This is a genomic window from Neobacillus fumarioli NBRC 102428 (genome assembly GCF_001591485.1).
GTDB lineage: Bacteria > Bacillota > Bacilli > Bacillales > Cytobacillaceae > Neobacillus > Neobacillus fumarioli.
Genome location: NZ_BCUZ01000040.1, coordinates 1 through 22676 on the forward strand (window position 1 = coordinate 1; position 22676 = coordinate 22676).

20 protein-coding genes and 1 other RNA gene are annotated in these 22676 nt (G+C 40.3%); 15 read left to right on the forward strand and 6 right to left on the reverse strand.

Annotation, left to right across the window (positions count from 1 at the left end; genetic code table 11):
• Positions 1-39 precede the first annotated feature (39 nt).
• Positions 40-235, reverse strand: a non-coding RNA gene (gene ssrS, locus BFU02S_RS08305) — 6S RNA.
• Between the two features lie 49 nt (positions 236-284).
• Entirely contained in the window at positions 285-1382 is a 1098-nt protein-coding gene (locus BFU02S_RS08310) for a M24 family metallopeptidase (protein WP_066369061.1), read from the reverse strand.
• Positions 1383-1558: 176 nt separating this feature from the next.
• Between BFU02S_RS08310 and BFU02S_RS08315 the strand changes: the two genes are divergently transcribed.
• From BFU02S_RS08315 to BFU02S_RS08325, 3 genes are all read left to right on the forward strand, one after another.
• Positions 1559-2242, forward strand: a complete 684-nt coding sequence (locus BFU02S_RS08315) for a metal-dependent hydrolase (protein WP_066369063.1) — start codon at positions 1559-1561, stop codon at positions 2240-2242.
• 86 nt (positions 2243-2328) lie between these two features.
• Positions 2329-2565 carry a hypothetical protein gene (locus BFU02S_RS08320; RefSeq protein ID WP_066369095.1) on the forward strand — a complete coding sequence of 79 codons (237 nt, stop codon included), beginning with the start codon at positions 2329-2331 and terminating at the stop codon, positions 2563-2565.
• A 93-nt stretch (positions 2566-2658) separates the two neighbouring features.
• Positions 2659-3978, forward strand: a complete 1320-nt coding sequence (locus BFU02S_RS08325) for a CBS domain-containing protein (RefSeq protein ID WP_066369097.1) — start codon at positions 2659-2661, stop codon at positions 3976-3978.
• A gap of 54 nt (positions 3979-4032) precedes the next feature.
• On the opposite strand, the gene BFU02S_RS08330 is transcribed toward BFU02S_RS08325, so the two are convergent.
• Complete coding sequence (locus BFU02S_RS08330) at positions 4033-4338, reverse strand: YtpI family protein (protein ID WP_066369064.1); 306 nt, start codon at positions 4336-4338, stop codon at positions 4033-4035.
• Positions 4339-4433: 95 nt separating this feature from the next.
• On the opposite strand from BFU02S_RS08330, the gene BFU02S_RS08335 reads away from it, so the two are divergent.
• Entirely contained in the window at positions 4434-5366 is a 933-nt protein-coding gene (locus BFU02S_RS08335) for a DHH family phosphoesterase (protein WP_066369067.1), read from the forward strand.
• A 30-nt stretch (positions 5367-5396) separates the two neighbouring features.
• Here BFU02S_RS08335 and ytrI read toward each other — a convergent pair whose 3' ends face one another.
• Together ytrI and ytrH are read right to left on the reverse strand one after the other, a co-directional pair.
• Complete coding sequence (ytrI, locus tag BFU02S_RS08340; RefSeq protein ID WP_066369069.1) at positions 5397-5900, reverse strand: sporulation membrane protein YtrI; 504 nt, start codon at positions 5898-5900, stop codon at positions 5397-5399.
• Positions 5897-6232 carry a sporulation membrane protein YtrH gene (gene ytrH / locus BFU02S_RS08345; protein WP_066369072.1) on the reverse strand — a complete coding sequence of 112 codons (336 nt, stop codon included), beginning with the start codon at positions 6230-6232 and terminating at the stop codon, positions 5897-5899. The genes ytrI and ytrH overlap by 4 nt, the downstream gene beginning before the upstream one ends.
• Positions 6233-6381: 149 nt before the next feature.
• Here ytrH and dnaE point away from each other — a divergent pair, with 149 nt between their 5' ends.
• The 6 genes from dnaE to pyk all read left to right on the forward strand — a co-directional run bounded on the left by dnaE (position 6382) and on the right by pyk (position 16396).
• Positions 6382-9744, forward strand: a complete 3363-nt coding sequence (gene dnaE, locus BFU02S_RS08350) for a DNA polymerase III subunit alpha (RefSeq protein ID WP_066369073.1) — start codon at positions 6382-6384, stop codon at positions 9742-9744.
• A 115-nt stretch (positions 9745-9859) separates the two neighbouring features.
• Positions 9860-11098 (forward strand): NADP-dependent malic enzyme, encoded by a 1239-nt coding sequence (ystJ, locus tag BFU02S_RS08355; protein WP_066369075.1) that lies wholly within the window; start codon positions 9860-9862, stop codon positions 11096-11098.
• A 346-nt stretch (positions 11099-11444) separates the two neighbouring features.
• The gene (gene accD, locus BFU02S_RS08360) at positions 11445-12323 is read left to right on the forward strand and encodes an acetyl-CoA carboxylase, carboxyltransferase subunit beta (protein WP_066369077.1); all 879 of its coding nucleotides are present in this window, start codon (positions 11445-11447) and stop codon (positions 12321-12323) included.
• Positions 12317-13294: an acetyl-CoA carboxylase carboxyl transferase subunit alpha gene (gene accA, locus BFU02S_RS08365; RefSeq protein ID WP_066369079.1), complete on the forward strand. Its 978-nt coding sequence runs from the start codon at positions 12317-12319 to the stop codon at positions 13292-13294. The genes accD and accA overlap by 7 nt, the downstream gene beginning before the upstream one ends.
• A gap of 304 nt (positions 13295-13598) precedes the next feature.
• Entirely contained in the window at positions 13599-14561 is a 963-nt protein-coding gene (gene pfkA / locus BFU02S_RS08370) for a 6-phosphofructokinase (RefSeq protein WP_066369081.1), read from the forward strand.
• A 74-nt stretch (positions 14562-14635) separates the two neighbouring features.
• Positions 14636-16396, forward strand: a complete 1761-nt coding sequence (pyk, locus tag BFU02S_RS08375; protein ID WP_066369099.1) for a pyruvate kinase — start codon at positions 14636-14638, stop codon at positions 16394-16396.
• 27 nt (positions 16397-16423) lie between these two features.
• Here the strand turns inward: pyk and ytvI are convergent, their stop codons facing one another.
• A complete protein-coding gene (gene ytvI / locus BFU02S_RS08380; protein ID WP_066369082.1) occupies positions 16424-17539 on the reverse strand; it encodes a sporulation integral membrane protein YtvI in 1116 nt (371 codons plus the stop codon).
• A 172-nt stretch (positions 17540-17711) separates the two neighbouring features.
• Between ytvI and BFU02S_RS08385 the strand changes: the two genes are divergently transcribed.
• The 5 genes from BFU02S_RS08385 to BFU02S_RS08405 all read left to right on the forward strand — a co-directional run bounded on the left by BFU02S_RS08385 (position 17712) and on the right by BFU02S_RS08405 (position 22569).
• Positions 17712-18173 (forward strand): DUF441 domain-containing protein, encoded by a 462-nt coding sequence (locus BFU02S_RS08385; RefSeq protein ID WP_066369084.1) that lies wholly within the window; start codon positions 17712-17714, stop codon positions 18171-18173.
• A 306-nt stretch (positions 18174-18479) separates the two neighbouring features.
• Positions 18480-19598, forward strand: coding sequence for a citrate synthase (citZ, locus tag BFU02S_RS08390; RefSeq protein ID WP_066369086.1), 1119 nt, complete (start codon positions 18480-18482; stop codon positions 19596-19598).
• A gap of 123 nt (positions 19599-19721) precedes the next feature.
• The gene (gene icd / locus BFU02S_RS08395; protein ID WP_066369088.1) at positions 19722-20990 is read left to right on the forward strand and encodes an NADP-dependent isocitrate dehydrogenase; all 1269 of its coding nucleotides are present in this window, start codon (positions 19722-19724) and stop codon (positions 20988-20990) included.
• Between the two features lie 78 nt (positions 20991-21068).
• On the forward strand, positions 21069-22007 hold the full coding sequence (mdh, locus tag BFU02S_RS08400) for a malate dehydrogenase (RefSeq protein ID WP_066369090.1): 939 nt from the start codon (positions 21069-21071) through the stop codon (positions 22005-22007).
• A gap of 85 nt (positions 22008-22092) precedes the next feature.
• Complete coding sequence (locus tag BFU02S_RS08405) at positions 22093-22569, forward strand: MaoC family dehydratase (RefSeq protein ID WP_066369092.1); 477 nt, start codon at positions 22093-22095, stop codon at positions 22567-22569.
• Positions 22570-22676 lie beyond the last annotated feature (107 nt).

Consider the following 22676-nt stretch of genomic DNA (forward strand, 5'->3'; position numbering starts at 1 on the left):
AAACCAGCTCTCAATAGAGCTGGTTTGAATTGTTATTGGTGAACAGCCGCATTTGCCGTACTTATGATAAGAAAGTTTTAAACCACCACTCCTCAAAGTGGGTGTTCGCACAAAGTTTCCTGCATGTCCTCCATGTCCTATAGACAGAGGCCTGTCATTTCGCTTTGATCGTAAAACTCCCTATTACAGCTTAAAGGTTAAAACTTTATTATTATTACGCACAACGCAGCTTGTATTAGTATATTACCTCAATGGATCGGATTTTTCAATGTAAAAAAATAACATTATTTGATAATTTGCAGTTCTTTCGGGAACTTGGTGAGTACTTTAACTCCATCTGCGGTAATATAGACATCATCTTCAATCCGTACACCTGCAACATCAGGGACATAAATACCAGGTTCAATTGTATAAACCATTCCTTCTTCAAGGCGCAGCTGATTGGTTGAAGTCATGGAAGGATATTCATGAACACTGATGCCAAGACCATGACCGAGGCGGTGCGGGAAGTAGTCGCCGTAGCCGGCATCACTAATGATCTTGCGGGCGGTCATATCTACTTCAGCAGCAGTCGTACCAGGTTTGCTTGCTTCAATCGCCGCTATTTGTGCTTTTAATACCGTATCATAGATTTCCTTTTGCTTGTCATTAATATCCCCATAAGCAACCGTTCTGGTAATATCGGAACAATAACGGTCGACTACAACACCTAGATCAAATAATACCAAATCTCCTTTTTTAATTTTCGTCTCGCCTGGATTGCCGTGCGGGGAAGCTGCATTCGCTCCGGTTAATACCATAGTGGAGAACGACATTTCCGTAACCCCTTTTTGTTTTAAAGCATATTCCAAGGCATTAAGTACATCGAGTTCTGTTTTGCCTTCCTTGATCTCACTGCAGCCGAATTCAACCGCATAATCAGCAAGGGCACACGCTTCTTCAATGAGTTTTAATTCTTTGGCGTCTTTAATCATTCTTAGTAGCTGTAATTTTCCCTCAGCTGAAACAAATGATGCTTGCGGGAATAGTTCCAACATCTTTTCGTAGCGTTCTACATTCAAATGCTCTTTTTCGATGGCTACCTTTGACACTCTCTTGATTCGTTTATGTATCGAAGTTTGAATCAATTCCCACGGATGATCCGTATCACTAAAACCGATGATTTCCTGCTCCCAGCCGGCACGTTTCGCATTGTAAATTTCCATTTCCGGACAAACAAGGAAAGGCTCTTGTTCCTGAAAAACAACAAGGGCGAGCAGCCGTTCATGCGGGTCAGTATAATAACCGCTTAAATAAAATACATTTTCGGAAGAAGTTAAGAACGTAACATCCACATTCTTCTCCTTCATCCACGACTTAAGTTTTTCCAAACGATGATTCATCTTTAAGTGCCTCCTTTTAAAAAAATAACTCCAATTTGAGCGTAACAAGATCAATAATAAAAGTAAACTATCTGAACTTACCATGTATGAAAACCAATCAATTATGCCTAAAATACGGCAGGATTTCTCAAACTTTTATGGAAGTAGTATCATGAAGAATGAAAGGGGTAATGAGAATGAAAATTTCATATCATGGACATTCAGTCGTTCAAATTTTTACGAATGGGAAAACGATTTTAATTGACCCGTTTATTACAGGTAATGGACTAACTGATTTAAAGGTTGAAGATGTAAAACCTGATTGTATTATTCTGTCTCACGGACATGGAGACCATATAGGCGATACGGTTGAAATCGCCAAAAAGAATAATGCACTTGTGATTGCCAATGCTGAAATTTCAGCATTCTTAAGTTTCCAAGGGGTTAAAACCCATGCGATGCATATAGGCGGATCTTATCAATTTGATTTTGGCAGGGTAAAGCTGACACAGGCGTTTCATGGATCAGGCTTTATAGATGAAGCGCACAAACAAATTATCTATTGCGGTATGCCGGCAGGAATTTTATTGATGAGTGAAGGAAAAACCATCTATCATGCCGGGGATACGGCGTTATTTTCGGATATGAAGCTGATTGGCGAACGTCATCCGATTGATGTGGCCTTCCTGCCGATTGGGGATAATTTTACAATGGGACCCGAGGATGCGGCATATGCTGCTAAATTGCTGCAGGCAAAGACCGTTGTACCGATACACTATAATACATTCCCGCCGATTAAACAGGATCCGTATCATTTTATTGAACTCTTGGAAACGAAGAACGGAAAAGTTCTGCATCCGGGAGAAGCAATCGAAATTTAAAGGTTCTTAGGCAATTACATACTTTTTTTCCTCCCGCCTGCATAAAGATGAAACAAGCAGTCCATTGAAGAGGGAGGAAAGTGCCGGTGAAAAAGAATCGATATTTACTATGCTTGCTTGTTTGCGGCTTCTTGTTGTATTATGCTGTTTCTCAATTGCCAGTAACGGCAGGGGGAATCAAAGGAGCATTTGCTTTAACCTGGCTTGCGTTTGCATTAATGGTGATTGCCGGAAATCTTACTGCATTGTTATACAGCCCGAAAAGAGAGACGAGGAAGCCGCAAACACAGCGGATGAAGAGAAAATCGCGTTCTTATTATTAATTGAATCAAGACCTTTTAAACTTTATAATGAATCTAAACAGGTTCTGATGAGATGACTGGATGGATTGGAATGCAAAGTTAGAGGTGAAGGTCTTGGCGACAAAGCACGAACAAATATTACAATACATTGATGAACTTCCAATCGGAGAAAAAATATCAGTCAGACAAATTGCGAAGGCAATGAATGTTAGTGAGGGTACTGCTTATCGGGCAATTAAAGAAGCAGAAAATAAAGGCTATGTCAGCACCATTGAACGTGTAGGTACGATTCGGATTGAACGAAAGAAGAAGGAAAATATTGAAAAGTTGACGTTCGCTGAAGTCGTTAATATCGTGGATGGCCAGGTATTAGGAGGCAAAGGCGGATTGCATAAAACCCTCAATAAATTTGTTATTGGGGCAATGAAATTAGAGGCAATGATGCGCTATACGGAAGCAGGCAACTTATTAATTGTCGGCAACCGTACGCAGGCTCATGAGCTTGCCTTAAAAGCAGGAGCGGCTGTCCTCATAACCGGGGGATTCGATACTGAAGACCATGTCAAAAGAATTGCGGATCAGTTGGAACTGCCAATCATCTCTACCACTTATGACACATTTACAGTTGCTACGATGATTAACAGGGCGATTTATGACCAATTAATTAAAAAGGAAATTATTTTGGTAGAAGATATTTTAACCCCGCTTGCCGAAACCTTTTTCTTGCAAACAACGGATAAAGTCGCCAGATGGCACGAATTGAATCAGCAAACGACACATAGCCGCTATCCTGTTGTCGACCAAAATATGAAAATTCAAGGGATGGTTACAAGCAAGGATGTGCTGGGCCAAGAGTTAGAAACCCCCATTGATAAAATTATGACAAAAAATCCGATGACGGTTAATGGAAAAACAAGCGTTGCCTCTACAGCACATATGATGGTCTGGGAAGGGATCGAAGTGCTGCCTGTCTCGGATGACTCTAACCGTCTCGAAGGAATTATCAGCCGTCAGGATGTATTAAAAACATTGCAAATGAACCAAAGGCAGCCGCAGGTTGGCGAAACGATTGACGACATCGTCACCAATCGGCTTGTCTTGCTAGAGGGGAAAGCAAAAGGGGAAGATGCCTTTACCTTAGAGGTTACCCCGCAAATGACCAACTATCTTGGTACCATTTCCTATGGTGTATTTACGACCATCGTCTCAGAGGCAGCCAATCGGATTTTACGCAGTTACAAAAAAGGTGATTTAGTTGTTGAAAATATGACCATCTACTTTCTCAAGCCGGTCCAAATGGAGAGTACCATTGAAATTTATCCAAAGGTACTGGATGTCGGCCGAAAATTTGGAAAAGTCGACGTAGAAGTTTTTAACGATGGGCTGCTGGTAGGAAAAGCTATGATGATGTGTCAGTTGATTGATCGTCAGTAGTTGTTTTAACGCAGCCTAAAAAAGCCGCTTCAATGGCAGAAGCGGCTCAAACTTTTATTTCACTTCCAGTGCCCGTGCTTCCTCTATTGCAAATGGCAGGTAGTGTTTATATTTCTTCAATCCGACCCAGGCAAACAAACCTCCATAAATAATAAATACAACCGCTACAAGATAACTGCCTATTGCATGAGAAATAAACAGAGTATTAACCCCGAAAAACAGGACAAATAGACCAAGAGCCATATTTGACTTTGCTGAAAGCCATTTTTTTTCAACTGGACGGTTGCTTCGAATGTATTTTGTTTTATAAAATAAATAAAAAGCAAAAGACAGAACAATCAAAAACACAAAGACCATCATGACCCATTCCTCCATATTTCGAAAATCTTCTATTATTTTAACTTTATTAATGAAAAAAAGCCAGATTTGGTAATGCTAAGGCAAAAGGAGAGCTTATGAAAGAGCAGATTTTAGAATTAATTGAACAATATGAAACCATCATTGTCCATCGTCACGTTCGTCCCGATCCAGACGCTTATGGTTCACAATGCGGATTGGTTGAAATTTTGAAATCATCCTATCCGGATAAAAAGGTTTTTGCAGTCGGACAAGACGAACCGACATTGGCTTATATGCGTCTCTTGGATCAGATTGATGATGAAACCTATCAGGGAGCTTTGGTAATCGTCTGTGATACGGCAAACGAGGAAAGAATTTGTGATAAGCGTTATGCCAATGGAGACAAACTTATTAAAATAGACCATCATCCAAATGAAGATCCTTATGGAGATGTATTATGGGTTGATACGACAGCCAGCTCTTGCAGCGAAATGATTTATGAGTTTTACCTGTGGGGAAAAGATAAAGGTCTGAAATTAACCGATGAAGCTGCCCGGTTGTTATTTGCCGGTATTGTCGGAGATACGGGAAGATTTCTTTATCCCAGCACAACCGATAAAACCTTTGCTTATGCCGGCGAATTAATTCATTATGATTTCTCGCGGACAGAATTATTTGACAAAATGTATGAGCTTGATCCGAATATTGTAAAATTAAACGGATACATATTGCAGCATTTTGAGTTGCAAGAGAATGGTGTCGCGCATATTAAATTAACGAAGGAACTGCTGGCAGAATATAAAGCCAAGCCGTCGGAGGCTTCTCTTTTGGTTGGGACCTTGGGAGATATAAAAGGAATTAAGGCATGGATCTTCTTTATCGAGGAAAATGACCAAATCAGAGTCAGGCTTCGGTCCAAGGGTTCGGTTATTAATGTGGTGGCAAGGAAATTTAACGGCGGTGGCCATCCGCTTGCCGCCGGCGCGTCCATCTACTCATGGGACGAGGCAGAAGCTGTTATAAAGGCAGTAAATGAGGTGTGTGAATAAAAAATAAGAAACAGCCACGTCGGCTGTTTCTTATTCATAAAAACTGATCTCCAGCTGAATGGTTAACGTTGTATAAATAATCATTTCCTTTACCTTAAGCTTATAGCGCTTTTCATTGATTTTGACCGGCTTGTTTTCAATGATTTTTTTGATCAAGTCTTTATTTTTGGCAACTGTTTCTATATCTTTGGCTAGCATCATTTTGATGTCGTCTCTCACCGAGTCTTCTGTTTGGAAAACACTAAATTCGTCAAGTTTATATTTTTCCCAGTTTGCAATTTTTATGTTAATATTTTGAACGGTGATTTTTTCCAAATTTCGTTTATTGGCCGCTTTATATTCTTCCTGCCAAATCTTAATATCATCTTTATAATCCATAATTTCCTGCTGCTGTTTTCGAATCAGCTTTGCATTCTTTTCCTGCCAAACACAATTAATATATAAAAACATACACCAACTGATGGCGCCGCCAATTGCCATCCCTGCAAAAAAACGCTGCCAGGAAGGTCTGCGGTAATATGGAGGGATCCTCATGATATATGCTCCTGTGTTAACCAATCGATGATTAGGGCCCCGGTTTGGGCACCGCCAAGTGCAGAAAGAATGATTAATAATTGTTTAAACAAATCTTTTGTATCCGCGTTTAAAATTCCCCGCTCGAAGGTGTAAACCACATCAAATGTACCCCCAATCGCTGCGACAATCGCCCATATTCTTAACAGTGATGACAAACGGTAGACGGTGGTTAAAGGAGGCTGTCCAGTTAAAAATGCAGCAAGTCCTCCGATTAATGACCCGCCAAGCAAAACGCCCAATGCGATAAAATAGCTTTCAATAAATGCAGGAATAAAGCCGATTTCTTTCATCTTATCCGTCCTTATCGTTCAGATGCCGTTTCTACATATATATGGACAAAGGGGTGCAAATATGTTTACCAGTAAAACAGAACATATTTTCTTTTTTTTTCGTTGCGTTCTATAATAATAGTTGAATCAAAATTTAAGGGTGTGGCGTTATGTCTTTTATTCACCTGCAGGTGTACAGTGCCTATAGTTTATTGACAAGTACTGCTTCAGTCCCTGAGCTAATTCGGCAGGCAAAGCAATGTGGATTTCGGGCTCTTGCGCTGACCGACCGAAATGTGATGTATGGGGCAATTGAATTTTATAAACTATGTAAAAATCAAAAAATAAAACCAATCATCGGTCTCACGGCAGATATCACAAGCCTCCGGGGGGGAAAGGAGTCGTTTCCGCTTGTTCTGCTTGCAGAAAATGACGAAGGATTTAAAAATTTATTAAAAATCTCCAGTGCGATTCAAACAAAAGCTGAAAATGGTCTTCCGCTAAAATGGCTAAAAAGCTATGCCAAAGGTCTTATTGCCCTTACACCAGGCAGTAAAGGCGAAATTGAACAGGCGTTGCTGAAAGACGATACAGAGGCAGCTAGAGAAATGATTCAACAATTGAATGCAATTTTCGGTAGCGGCAGCTTTTTCTTATCACTGCAAAATCATCATCTCGGGATCGAAACAACTCTTAGAAAGCAGCTTTATACCATTTCAAAGGAAATGAATATTCCGCTTGCAGCAACGAATCATGTCTGCTATTTGAAAAAAGAAGACAGTTTTGCTCATGAATGTTTATTGGCGATAAAAAATGGCGATAAATTGCAGGATGATCATCGGGAAAAACTGGACAGCGATCAATTTTATCTGAAAACAGCAGCTGAAATGGCTGAACTGTTCTCTGATATGCCCGAAGCATTAGAAAATACACTTTTGATTGCCGATCGCTGTCATATCAATATTGAATTAAATAAAACGTACTTACCAGCTTTCCCGACAGAAAATGACATGCGGGCAGATGATTACCTGGAAATGTTATGTCATAAAGGCCTGCATGAACGCTTTGCCAATCCCGAAACAAAATATTTTGAACGGCTGTCATATGAATTAGCAGTGATTAAAAGAATGCAATTTAGCAATTACTTTTTAATTGTATGGGATTTTATGAAATTTGCCCGTGAAAGAGGAATTTTGACAGGGCCGGGAAGAGGATCTGCTGCAGGTTCTCTTGTTGCATATGTCCTCTTTATTACCGATGTAGATCCGATTCAGCATCATCTATTATTTGAACGGTTCTTAAACCCGGAACGGATTACCATGCCCGATATTGATATCGATTTTCCGGATATTAGAAGGGATGAAGTAATTGAATATGTTGCCCGTAAATATGGAGGGCTCCATGTGGCGCAAATTATCACGTTTGGCACCCTGGCAGCTAAAGCTGCATTACGAGATGTGGGACGGGTATTTGGTTTAAATCCGAAAGAACTGGAGTATTTGTCAAAGCTTGTCCCGTCCCGACTGGGAATCAGCCTACAGGATGCTGTCAAAGAATCTGAAACCTTTAGAAAGTTTATTCAGGAAACACCGCTCAACCGCAGGATTTATGAAACAGCGTTAAAACTTGAAGGGCTTCCCCGCCACACTTCGACTCATGCTGCCGGTGTGGTCATAAGTGAAAAGCCATTAGTTGATTTAGTTCCCATTCAGGAAGGTTCAAATGATGTGTATTTAACTCAGTATTCGATGGAATACTTGGAAGAGCTTGGTCTGCTTAAAATGGATTTTTTAGGTTTAAGAAATTTATCTCTGCTGGAATTCATTCTTACATCGATTGAGCGGCAGACAGGAAAAAAAGTGGATATTTCTCATATTCCTTTAGATGATCCAAAGACGTTTGCACTCTTAGCACGTGGGGAAACAACCGGGATTTTTCAACTTGAATCAGAAGGAATGCGAAAGGTGTTAATCCGCTTAAAACCTTCAAGATTTGAAGATATTGTCGCGGTTAATGCGTTATATCGTCCCGGTCCGATGGAAAATATTCCGATATTTATTGATAGAAAACATGGTTCTAGGAAGATCGAATATCCTCATCCTGATTTAAAGCCAATTTTAGAGAATACTTATGGAGTCATCGTCTATCAGGAGCAAATCATGCAGATAGCGGCCAAAATGGCAGGATTTTCTCTTGGAGAAGCAGATCTTTTAAGGCGAGCGGTAGGGAAGAAGAATAAGGAAATTCTTGATCAAGAGCGCCAGCATTTTGTCAATGGTGCAATGAAAAAGGGATATTCAGAATCTCTTGCTAATGACATCTATGACTTAATTGTCCGCTTTGCCAATTATGGATTTAATAGAAGCCACGCGGTTGCATATAGTATGATTGCCTACCAGCTTGCCTACTTAAAAGCAAATTTCCCTATCCATTTTATGGCGGGTCTATTAACTACTGCGATTGGCAATGAGTCGAAAATTGCCCAATATATTATGGAATCAAAGCAAATGGAAATCCCGATCCTCCCGCCATCTATTAATCAAAGCAGTTTCTCCTTTCAGGTGGAGCGAGGAGGTATCCGTTACAGTTTGGCGGCCATTAGAAGCGTTGGAAGAGCGGCGCTGAAAGAAATTTTTCAAGCAAGAAAGGTTAGGAAATTTGCGGATCTATTTGATTTCTGCATTCGCGTTTCAACGAAGTCGGTTAATCGAAAAACGCTAGAATATCTTGTTCACTCAGGCAGTTTTGATGAATTCGGTGAAGACCGTGCAGTGCTTCTAGCAAGCTTGGATGTTGCTATTGAACATGCGCAAATCTTTAAACCCCAAGATGAAAAACAAATTGATTTATTTGAGGATGAACTGATCCCGAAACCGAAATATGTCCCGATGGATCCTATCAGCCAAGAGAATAAACTGGCGCTGGAAAAAGGTGCACTCGGAATTTATCTTTCCGACCATCCGATCTCTATTTATGAACAAGCGCTAATACAGAGCGGAGCTAAACCTTTATTTCAATCAAAGAATAACGGAAATAGGACTTTTGCAGGAGTCTATGTGTCAGACGTAAAAGTCATCCGTACAAAAAAAGGCGAAGCGATGGCATTTCTCACGGTAAGTGATTCAAGCGGTGAGATGGAAGCAGTGGCGTTTCCGAATGTTTACAAAAAATATTTACTTTATCTGCAAAAAGGAAAATTGGCTCTGATCGAAGGAAAAATCGAAGAGCGGGACGGCAGATTGCAATTTATTATTCAGCAAATATTTGAAATTGAAAACTGGTTGAAAAGAAACTCTGCCAAACAACCGGTATTATATTTGCAAATACCGGTTGATAAACAAGATGAACAATCATTGCAGTATGTCAACAAACTATTAAATAAAAATAGAGGGAGTACGTCTGTCATTTTGCATTATGAATCCACAAGAAAAACGATCAAGCTTGGTCCAGAGAAACATATCCATCCTGATTTGTCATTATTGGAGCAATTAAGAGATTTCCTTGGTGCAGGCAATGTCGTGCTGAAAGATTAGTTCTTTACAACTTCAATAGATATGTTATAGTGTTAAGGAGACAAGTGTGGTCAAACAATCATTGCTAGGGATGTTTAATATAGAATGTTAATATTCATTCGAGGGGTGACATTTCTTGACTTTACGGGAAGAAGCATTACATATGCATCGAATTAATAAAGGAAAGTTAGAGTCAAAATCAAAAGTTCTTGTTCGGAATGCGCATGACTTAAGTCTAGCTTATTCACCCGGTGTAGCAGAACCGTGTAAAGAAATATATGATAAACCTGAAACAGTATATGAGTATACAATGAAAGGAAATATGGTTGCAGTTGTTTCTGATGGAACAGCTGTTCTAGGTCTGGGGAATATTGGACCTGAAGCTGCTCTTCCTGTCATGGAAGGTAAGGCTGTCCTTTTTAAAAGTTTTGCCGGTGTGGATGCCTTTCCCATTTGTTTAAATACAACAGATGTTGATAAAATTGTCGAGACGGTAAAGCTTTTGGAACCCACTTTTGGCGGGGTCAATCTTGAAGATATTGCCGCTCCGAATTGCTTCGTCATAGAGGAAAGATTGAAAAAAGAAGCCAATATCCCCGTTTTCCACGACGATCAGCATGGAACTGCCATTGTTACAGTTGCAGGTCTTGTTAATGCTCTTAAGCTGACAGGAAAGAAAATGACAGAAATTAAAGTAGTGATCAATGGCGCCGGCGCAGCTGGAATCGCGATCATAAAACTTTTGTACAGCTACGGTGTAAGAGACATCATCATGTGTGATACAAAGGGGGCTATTTACGAAGGCCGCCCGAATGGAATGAATACAGTGAAGGCTGAAGTAGCCAAGTATACAAACCGGGATAATCTGACCGGAACCCTTGCTGATGTTATTAAAGGCGCTGACGTATTTATCGGTGTTTCTGTGGCAGGGGCTTTGACAAAAGAAATGGTTGCTTCGATGAATCCTGATCCTATCATTTTTGCAATGGCTAACCCTGTTCCGGAAATTATGCCGGATGATGCGAAGGAAGCCGGTGCCAAAGTGATCGGAACCGGACGCTCTGATTTTCCAAACCAAGTAAACAATGTACTTGCTTTTCCAGGAATTTTCCGCGGTGCCCTTGATGTTCGCGCAACTCATATTAATGAAAAAATGAAAATTGCTGCGGTCGAGGCAATCGCTGACTTAATTAGCGAAAATGAACTAAATCCGGATTATGTTATTCCAAGACCATTTGATCCAAGGGTTGCTCCGAATGTTGCGGGTGCCGTTGCGAAAGCGGCTATGGAGACTGGGGTTGCCCGTCTTAAAGTGGATCCGGAAGCAGTAAAGGAAAAAACGAAGCGGCTCGCTCTTATTGGGAAAAGTGAGTAACAAATTACCTGGGAAGCTATTCTAAGACATTGATTGTTCCGGGGGAAAACCTTTAGAGCTTAAAATATATGAGCGCCTGTATGTCGGGCGCTCCTTCCGTTAGAAGAAACACCTAAGATTTAAGGCCAGGATGAAGCAGAAGCTGCGAAATTTGTCCTTTTTCCAAGACAAAATCCAACAGAATTTTAAATCTTCATCTATTATATTGGAAGTTGTACAGACCCTTTCATTTCCATTAAAATAATAAAATGTATGAAGTCGAATGAAGAGAGAAAGAATGCATAAGTAAGGGTATATAGGGCATTTTGCAGCAGTCAGGAATGTCACGAAAGGGAGGTTTATTTTTTTGGCGCTTAAAGATTTATTTACCAAACCAACTGTCAAAAAGAAAAAGTATGCGACCATTCCAAGGGAAGCGGCGAAAAGTGATGTTCCGGAAGGAATCATGACAAAGTGCCCTTCATGCAAGAAGATATTATATACGAAAGAATTGTTAAAAAATGTAAAGGTATGTTTGCATTGCGGACATCACTTTCCAATGAACGCCAAGGAACGAATCGACAGCTTTATTGATGAAGGAAGTTTTGAAGAAATCAATGAAAACATGATTTCGAAAAATCCATTAAACTTTCCTGATTATCTGGAAAAACTCGAAAAAGATCGGCAAAAAAGCAAGATTAATGAAGCAGTTGTAACAGGGATTGGAACGGTTAATGGACAAAAAATAGTTGTGGCCATTATGGACTCTACCTTTCGAATGGGCAGTATGGGATCTGTAGTAGGTGAAAAAATTACCCGTGCAATTGAAAAAGCTGATGAATTATCTGTCCCATTTATCATTTTCACAGCATCAGGCGGTGCAAGGATGCAAGAAGGGGCATTAAGTTTAATGCAGATGGCTAAAACAAGTGCTGCATTAAAAAAATTCAGTGATCATGGCGGTTTAATTATTTCGATTATGACCCATCCGACAACGGGCGGTGTCTCGGCAAGTTTCGCTTCACTGGGTGATTATAACCTGGCCGAGCCAGGTGCGTTAATTGGTTTTGCTGGACGCCGGGTAATTGAACAATCGATTCGGGAACAATTGCCGGAGGACTTTCAAACAGCCGAATTTCTATTAAAACATGGCCAGTTGGATGCGATTATTCCAAGAACGGAATTAGTCGAGAAGATCACGAACATTCTCGAAATCCATCAGCCTGGGAGGGAACTGACATGGTAGGAGAATTGGAATTTGAACGGCCGCTCGTGGAACTGCGGAAGAAAATTGCCGAACTTAAGGAGTTTACGCAAAATACGGATGTAGACTTAAGTTCTGAAATCCAAAAGTTAGAATCTCGTCTTGCGAAATTGGAGCAAGATATATATGAAAATATGAAACCTTGGGATCGGGTGCAAATTGCCCGCCTTGCTAACAGGCCGACAACCCTTGACTATATTTCTTATTTATTTGAAGACTTTTTTGAGTGTCATGGTGACAGGACGTTTGCGGATGATGAAGCAATTGTCGGAGGAATAGCCAAATTTAGGGGTCTGCCGGTTACCGTTATTGGACACCAAAGAGGAAAAGACACGAAAGAAAATATTCGCAGAAACTTTGGTATGCCGCATCCGGAAGGGTATCGCAAAGCATTAAGGTTGATGAAGCAGGCCGATAAATTCAAACGCCCGATTATTTGTTTTATCGACACGAAAGGTGCCTATCCGGGAAAAGCGGCGGAAGAACGCGGTCAAAGTGAGGCCATTGCCCGAAACCTTTTTGAAATGGCTGGTCTAAGAGTGCCAGTTGTTTGTGTTGTAATTGGAGAAGGAGGCAGTGGCGGCGCACTTGGATTAGGTGTAGGAAACCGGATTTATATGCTGGAAAACTCGACCTATTCGGTGATCTCACCAGAAGGCGCGGCTGCAATTCTATGGAAAGATGCATCGCTTGCGAAAAATGCGGCAGAATCGATGAGAATTACGGCTCCTGATTTGAAAGAACTGGGAATTATTGATGATATTATTCCGGAAGTAAAAGGTGGAGCGCATAAGGATGTACAGAAACAGGCCGAAGAAATCGAAAAGGTTCTTGTGTCTTCTCTTAAAGAACTGATGAACTTATCTGAAGACGAACTGATCGCAGACCGCTATAATCGGTTTAGGACGATAGGAGAATATGGCTTTGTTAAAGATTATATTGGTGTTAATTAAACGTGCTTTATCGGGCACGTTTTTATCATGAATAAAAATTTCGATTGCTGCATTTTTATACTAAGATAATGAAATGTTTTCGCATTTTCTGATGACGGCGCTTCCAATAAACATTGAAACGTTTGCAGTTAACAGATAATTCTGTCTATTCAAATTCTATGTATAAGATTGTTGTTAAGGGCATTTCTTCATGTTATTTTATTAATATTCATATGTTTTATGTCGATAATAGAAGAAGGTTAATGATAAAAAGCCTTCTAAACACTTTTAACGAAAATGCTAATTTAATCTTGAGGTGATAGACATGAAGAAAATTGGGGTGCTTACAAGCGGCGGAGATGCTCCAGGAATGAACGCGGCGATTCGTGCCGTAGTCCGAAAAGCCATCTATCATGATATGGAAGTGTATGGGGTTTATGGAGGCTATTCCGGATTAATTTGCGGCAATATAAAACAATTAGAACTAGGCTCTGTTGGTGATATTATTCATCGGGGAGGAACGATGCTTTATTCAGCCCGCTGTCCGGAATTTAAGAATATTGAAGTACAGACAAAGGGAGTTGAACAGCTCAAGGCCCATGGAATTGAGGGGCTTGTTGTGATTGGCGGTGACGGTTCCTATCGAGGGGCAAAAGCGCTGACAGAACACGGTTTCCCATGTGTTGGCGTACCGGGAACGATTGATAATGATATCCCTGGAACAGAAATGACGATCGGTTTTGACACAGCATTGAATACAGTCATTGATGCGATCGATAAAATCCGCGATACAGCAACATCGCATGAAAGAACTTTTGTCATTGAAGTAATGGGGCGGAATGCAGGAGATATCGCACTTTGGGCAGGACTTGCCGGCGGGGCAGAAACCATTTTAATTCCTGAAGAGAACTATGATATGAACGAGATTGCCGACAGGCTTCGCAAAGGTCAAGAGCGCGGGAAGAAACACAGTATCATTATCGTTGCAGAAGGTGTTTGCAGTGGAGTAGAATTTGCCAAGGAGCTGCAGGAATTGACTCACTTTGACACAAGGGTGTCGGTATTAGGACATATTCAGCGCGGTGGAACACCGACAGCAGCAGATAGAGTTCTGGCTAGCAGATTGGGCGCACGTGCAGTAGAACTATTAATCGAAGGAAAAGGCGGCCGAGCAGTAGGAATTGAGAATAACCAGCTGGTTGATTACGATATTATTGAAGCATTAGAGCAGAGAAAACATAAATTGGACTTAAATCTTTATAAATTATCAAAAGAATTATCAATCTAAAATTAAAAAATGATAAAATGCAGCTGCGCCTGAAAAAGGCGCTAGACGCATTTTAATAGGGAGGCTATAAAATGCTGCGGAAAACAAAAATCGTATGTACGATTGGTCCAGCTAGCGAAAGCGTGGAAAAATTGGAACAGTTGATCAATTCAGGTATGAACGTTGCCCGTTTAAATTTCTCTCATGGGGATTTTGAGGAGCATGGCATGAGAATCAAAAATATACGGGAAGCTGCAAAGCGGGCTGGAAAAACGGTTGCTATTTTGCTTGATACAAAAGGTCCTGAAATTCGTACACATAATATGCAAAACGGTGCCATTGAGCTCCAATCTGGAGATTCAGTTATTATTTCCATGACAGAAGTGGTAGGAACGAAAGAGAAATTTTCCATTACATATCCCGGATTAATCGAAGATGTTCATGTTGGTTCCAAAATTTTATTGGATGATGGACTAATTGCACTGGAAGTAACCAATGTTGACAAGTCTGCCAATGAAATCCATACGAAAATTTTAAACAGCGGTGTACTGAAAAATAAAAAAGGGGTGAACGTTCCGGGCGTATCCGTAAATTTACCGGGGATCACCGAGAAGGATAGAAAAGATATTCTTTTCGGAATCGAACAGGGGATTGATTTTATCGCTGCCTCTTTTGTCCGCCGTGCCAAAGATGTATTGGAAATTCACCAGCTTTTAGAAGAAAATAATGCGACACATATTCAGATTATCCCTAAGATTGAAAATCAAGAGGGGGTAGACAATATTGATGAAATCCTCGAGGTTTCGGATGGATTAATGGTAGCTCGCGGGGATCTTGGCGTCGAAATTCCAGCCGAGGAAGTTCCGCTAGTTCAAAAAATGCTGATTAAAAAATGCAATGCAATGGGAAAACCGGTCATCACTGCTACCCAAATGCTCGATTCCATGCAGAGAAATCCTAGGCCGACTCGTGCGGAAGCAAGCGATGTAGCGAACGCGATTTTTGATGGTACTGACGCGATTATGTTGTCCGGTGAAACTGCGGCAGGTCTTTATCCTATTGAAGCAGTAAAAACAATGCACACCATTGCACTAAGAGCCGAGCAGGCATTGGATCATAAAGAAATCTTATCAACCCGCAGCAAAGATACAGAACATAATCTGACCGATGCGATTTGCCAATCCGTCGCCCACACGGCGATTAATTTGGAAGTAAAATCGATTATTACGCCAACTGAAAGTGGCCATACTGCACGAATGATCTCCAAATATCGGCCAAAGGCTAATATTGTTGCGATTACAGCAAATGACTATGTCTGCCGGTGTTTATCTCTTGTTTGGGGAGTTTATCCACAGCTTGGCACAAAAGCGGAAACAACAGATGAAATGCTTGAAATTGCCGTAGAAGAAAGCTTGAACAGCGGAGTCGTCAAACATGGTGATTTAGTTGTGATTACTGCCGGTGTTCCTGTTGGTGAAGCTGGCACAACGAATTTGATGAAAATTCATGTCGTTGGCGACGTTATCATTAAAGCGCAAGGAATTGGACGGAAATCAGCTTTTGGCAAAATCGTTATCGCTCATAATGCCAAGGAAGCTTTAGATAAAGTAAAGCCTGGTTCCATCCTGGTTACCATCGGTTCAGATAGAGAAATGGTGCCTGCTATTGAAAAATGTGCTGCCCTTATTACTGAAGAAGGCGGGTTAACTAGCCATGCTGCTGTAGTTGGTTTAAATCTTGGGATCCCTGTTATTGTTGGAGTAGAAAATGCCCTTGCTCTGTTTAAAGAAGGACAAGAGGTAACGGTCGATGCTGTCAGGGGAATTATTTATAACGGTCATGCAAGTGTCCTATAAAAAACAGCTTCCAGTGGAAGCTGTTTTTTAAACTTCTTTTCCTTTTATAAAGTCCCATAAATCGTGAAAAACATTGGCTCGGTAGAGAGCGCCAATGACAACAAGGGTTACGGGACCTAAGATGAGCCCGAGAAATCCGATTAATTCAAAGCCGATAAATAAAGCAATTAATGTAGCTAACGGATTAAGTCCGATACTCGAGGAAAGGATTTTCGGTTCGATAATCTGCCGTTGAACGATCACAATAATATAAAGGACACCGAGTCCAATGGCAAGTCCTGTATCACCACTAATGATTTCATAAAGAATCCATGGAACAAAGACAATTCCTGTCCCAACATAAGGAAGAAGTTCGACAATTCCGGTAATCAGAGCTATGGTAATTGCATAATCAACTCTTAATATGAGCAGACCGATTAAAATAATGACAGCCGTAATAGAAATAAGTGTTAATTGTGCTTTAAGGAAACCGACTAAAGCCTTTTTTAAATCTACAAAAACCGTTCTTCCACTCACTTTTGCTTTATTAGGAAGAATTTTACTTCCTAATGCAGATAATTTATACCAGTCTTTACTGATAAAAAATGTAGCCAGCAAGGAAAAAATCAATAACGTTGCTGCTCCCGGAATCCACGAAATGAGATTGGGGATTTTAAGAAATAAATTTTGTAGGAAGGAGCCAACCGTTGTGGCGACATTTTTTCCGACATTTTGAATGTTGGTCATAATTGTATTTTGCTGTCCGACATCAAGCTTATTGAATGCACTTGTCATATGATTGTAAATAGGGATAATCTGATCGGCAACAAAGTTTTCAATATAGTTAATAATTGTATCCAGATGGTCTGGAACGACTGTTGCCAAATAATTAGCTCCGGTTACAATTTCGGCAATTAACAGGGTCACTAGTCCCGCAAATACGGCGATAATCAAGACTAGCGAGATAAAAACCGCAAGCACCCGGGGCATCCGGACCTTATTTTCCAATAAATTGACGAGCGGATTCATTATAAAGGCAATAATAATCCCAATTAAAAATGGATAGGTCACTTTTGATAAATAATAAAAAGCAAGAATTCCTAACATAACCGCACCGATGACTATGATAAATCTTATGGTTCGGTAGACATACTTTAAATCCAAACAATAACCTCCAATCATTGATGGAATAGCTAATTTTAGTTTAACATTTTATTAACAACAGTGCATAATTTTCCATAATATTAAAGTATCAGAAATTGTGAAACTTTGCAGGCCATACAGTTTTTTGTAAATATCATAATTATATTAAGATAATAAAAGGGGTGAACAAAAAATGGTAAGTGAGTCGATATTATTTTTAATGTTACTATTAGTCATTGGCTTTATAGCGAAAAATAGTTCTCTGATGATTGCCATTTTGATGTTACTTTTGTTAAAGACTGGCGGAATGAATGAGAAGGGCTTTATTTTTCTTCAGACAAAGGGCATAGATTGGGGAGTAACAATCATAACCATTGCAGTATTGGCACCAATCGCCAGCGGCGATATTGGGTTTAAAGACTTGACAGCGGCCTTTAAATCTTCCTATGCCTGGATTGCACTTATTTCCGGAATGCTTGTTGCTCTTCTTGCAAAAGGTGGAGTAAAGCTGTTAGCGGATGATCCTCAAATTACAACGGCACTTGTCTTAGGGACGATTCTATCTGTATCTATCTTTAAAGGGGTAGCCGTCGGTCCCTTGATCGGGGCAGGAATTGCCTATACTGCAATGAAATTTGTCGGATATTTCAGCTAGATTTTTTGTAAAATAATATTTTTTTGTATTTTTCAATTCCTTTTCGTTCACAAAAAATTAATTATTGTTTATAATAGGCATGTAAGCAGAATTTATTTTACATAAACTATATAGAAATATGATTATTTATGCTTGTGAATGAAAGGGGATACAAATTCTCAAAGGTTGATGCTGAGTAAACGCTCAGTCAATTGGCGGCCATTGCTTTTATTTATTCTTGCTAAAGAAAGGGAATGAATACCTGTTTGAAAAGATTGTTAAGAGAACGGGTATTGGGGAAAATGAAAGAAGAAGGAGAGATTTAATATGACAGTAACTCGCGGTCTTGAAGGAGTAGTGGCAACAACTTCCTCCATCAGCTCCATTATTGATGACACACTGACGTATGTCGGCTACAACATTGATGATTTAGCTAAAAATGCAAGCTTCGAGGAAGTAATTTATTTATTATGGCATCTGAAATTGCCAAATGAAGAACAATTAGCCGAATTGAAAAAACAACTGGCTGAAAATGCTGAGCTCCCTAAAGAAGTAATTGAACATTTCCATATGTATCCGATCAAAAAAGTCCATCCGATGGCAGCCCTTCGTTCTGCAGTTTCTTTATTAGGATTATATGATGAAGAAGCAGATGTTATGGAACGCGAGGCAAACTATCGGAAAGCGATTCGCCTGCAAGCTAAACTGCCGACAATCGTGGCAGCATTTGCCCGTATCAGAAAAGGTCTGGATCCAATTGCACCAAGAAAGGATTTAAGCTTCGCAGCTAATTTCTTATACATGCTGACAGGAAAAGAGCCTGAAAAAATTGCTGAAGAAGCTCTTAATAAGGCACTTGTTCTTCATGCAGATCATGAATTAAATGCTTCTACATTTACTGCACGTGTCTGCGTTGCAACATTGTCTGATATATACTCCGGCATTACTGCAGCCATCGGTGCGCTAAAAGGACCGCTTCATGGCGGCGCAAATGAAGCCGTTATGAAAATGTTGACGGAAATCGGCAGTCTTGAAAACGTTGAACCGTATATTCGTGGAAAACTTAATAAAAAAGAAAAAATCATGGGCTTTGGCCACCGCGTATACCGTAAAGGTGACCCTCGGGCAAAACATTTGAAAGAAATGTCCAAAAAGTTAACAGAACTAACAGGTGAACCATACTTGTACGATATGTCTGTTAAAATTGAAAGCATTGTTACCGGTGAGAAGAAACTTCCACCAAATGTAGACTTCTATTCAGCATCTGTATACCACAGCCTGGGAATTGACCATGATTTAATGACCCCAATTTTTGCAGTCAGCCGTGTTTCCGGATGGCTAGCTCATATTTTAGAGCAATATGAAAACAATCGCCTGATCCGACCACGTGCAGAATATACTGGCCCAGGAATGCAGAAATATGTTCCAATAGAACAGAGGGGTTAATAGTTTACATTTTTTCTAAAAATTGATTCAATAAGAATGAATGGAAGGTTAGAGACTTTTCGCTCTCTAACCTTTGATTCAGTATGTGCTTTGTTTTTTACATAATTAGGAGGGATTACAACTATGCAAGGCGAAAAAATTACAGTTAAGAATGGAGTATTAAACGTACCTAACAACCCAATTGTTCCATTTATTGAGGGAGACGGAACAGGGCCTGATATTTGGAGAGCATCTTATCGAGTGCTAGATGCAGCTGTTGAAAAGGCCTATAAAGGGGAACGCAAAATTGTTTGGAAAGAAGTTTTAGCAGGTGAAAAGGCATTTAATCAAACAGGAGAATGGCTCCCGCAAGAAACGCTTGATGTCATCAGCGAATATTTAATCGCCATCAAAGGGCCATTAACAACACCTGTCGGTGGTGGAATCCGTTCTTTAAACGTAGCTTTAAGACAAGAACTTGACCTGTTTGTCTGCCTGCGTCCGGTAAGATGGTTTGAAGGGGTTCCTTCTCCGGTTAAACGCCCGCAAGATACCGATATGGTCATCTTCCGTGAGAATACAGAAGATATTTATGCGGGGATCGAATACGCAAAAGGATCTGAAGAAGTTAAAAAGGTAATTGAATTTTTACAAAATGAAATGGGCGTTAAGAAGATTAGATTCCCAGAAACCTCCGGTATCGGCATTAAGCCTATTTCTGAAGAAGGTACAAGTCGTCTTGTTCGCGCTGCTATTAATTATGCGATTAAAGAAGGACGTAAATCTGTTACCCTTGTTCACAAAGGCAACATTATGAAATTCACTGAAGGTGCATTTAAAAACTGGGGATATGAGCTCGCTGAAAGAGAATTTGGCGATAAAGTATTTACTTGGGCTCAATATGACCGCATTAAAGCGGAACAAGGCGTCGAAGCAGCTAACAAAGCACAGGCAGATGCAGAAGCTGCTGGCAAAATCATTGTAAAAGATGCAATCGCTGATATCTTCTTACAACAAATTTTAACCCGTCCGCGTGAATTTGATGTTGTGGCTACTATGAACCTAAATGGTGACTATATTTCAGACGCCCTTGCTGCTCAAGTTGGCGGTATCGGTATTGCTCCAGGTGCCAATATTAACTATGAAACTGGCCATGCAATTTTTGAAGCAACACATGGTACTGCTCCTAAATATGCTAATTTGGATAAGGTAAATCCTTCTTCTGTGATCTTGTCCGGCGTTCTTATGCTTGAGCATTTGGGCTGGAATGAAGCTGCGAAATTGATTATTAAATCAATGGAAAAAACGATTGCTTCAAAAGTCGTAACCTATGACTTTGCCCGCTTAATGGAAGGCGCTAAAGAAGTAAAAACTTCAGAATTTGCAGATGAACTAATTAAGAATATGGACTAATTGGTGTCAACAGTAATGAGCTGTTATCGAACAGCTCATTACTGAGTCATAAATACGCATAAAAGGGGAGATCTACTTATGTCATTAAAGCGTAAAAAGATTTCTGTAATCGGCGGCGGCTTCACTGGGGCTACAACAGCATTTTTACTTGCACAAAAAGAACTTGGGGATGTTGTGTTAGTTGATATCCCGCAAATGGAAAACCCAACAAAAGGGAAAGCTTTAGACATGCTTGAAGCAAGTCCTGTTCAAGGCTTTGATTCCAATATTATTGGTACTTCTAATTACGAAGATACGAAGGACTCTGACATTGTCGTCATCACAGCAGGAATTGCCCGCAAACCTGGCATGAGCCGTGATGACTTAGTGCAAACAAATCAAAAAGTAATGAAGAGTGTAACTCAGGAAATTGTAAAATACTCTCCTAATTCAATTATTATTGTTCTAACCAACCCAGTTGATGCCATGACATACACCGTATATAAAGAGTCAGGCTTCCCTAAAAATCGCGTAATCGGTCAGTCAGGTGTTCTGGACACCGCTCGTTTCTGTACGTTTGTTGCTCAAGAATTAAACCTGTCAGTAAAAGATATTACCGGCTTTGTTCTAGGCGGCCATGGGGATGATATGGTACCTCTTGTGCGTTATTCTTACGCCGGCGGTATTCCGTTAGAAACACTAATTCCAAAAGACCGTTTAGAGCGAATCGTAGAACGTACGAGAAAAGGAGGCGGTGAAATCGTCAATCTGCTTGGCAATGGAAGCGCCTATTATGCACCTGCGGCGTCATTAGTACAAATGTGTGAAGCAATTCTGAAAGACCAACGCCGCATTATCCCATCCATTGCGTATTTGGAAGGCGAATATGGCTATGAAGGCATTTACCTCGGTGTGCCTACAATCCTTGGTGCAAATGGTATTGAAAAAGTCATCGAACTTGAGCTGACCAAAGACGAAAAAGCTGCATTAGATCAATCTGCAAATTCTGTCCGTAAAGTTATGCAAGTTTTAGTGTAATGTCCCTTTTTAGAAAATTCGGGAAAATCACCTCGGATTTTCTTGTATTCTACATTGGAATCGCTTACAAACAAGGGGTGACAAGATGCTTTTAGGGAAAAAGCGCAAATTGGGAAGGAGAATCGATGAAATATCGGCTGGGGAAAAATTATCGGTAACGACGAAGGTTGAAGACAAAGATCTTCTTCTCTATTTAGGTTTAACAGATGATGCAAACCCTCTCTATATACAGCATGATTATGCATCACAGACTCCATTTGAAAAACCGATCGTCCCGGCCGTTATGCTTACAGGTATGATCACTTCCGCCATTTCAAAATACTTACCAGGACCCGGAAGTCATGTTTTAAGTCAGAAGATCGATTTTCCTAAACCCGTCTATCATTACGAAACAATTGAGTTGTTATTTGAAGTAATAGAGGTAAATCGTTCAGAACATACGGTAGTCATGAATGTTACAGGAACCAATGAAAGGCACGAGACCATCATCAGCGGGAAACTCAAAGTTTCCCCTCCCCATCGATTAAAAGAGATCCATGGGATCGCGTTGGAAAACTTTTAAGAGAAATGCTCAAGCGCCATGGTCGAGCTGAACAATACTTGAAGTCAAAAATTTATACTTCTTTTTAAAAAAGTGTTTTAGACAAAATATCTTCCTAATTATAGGGG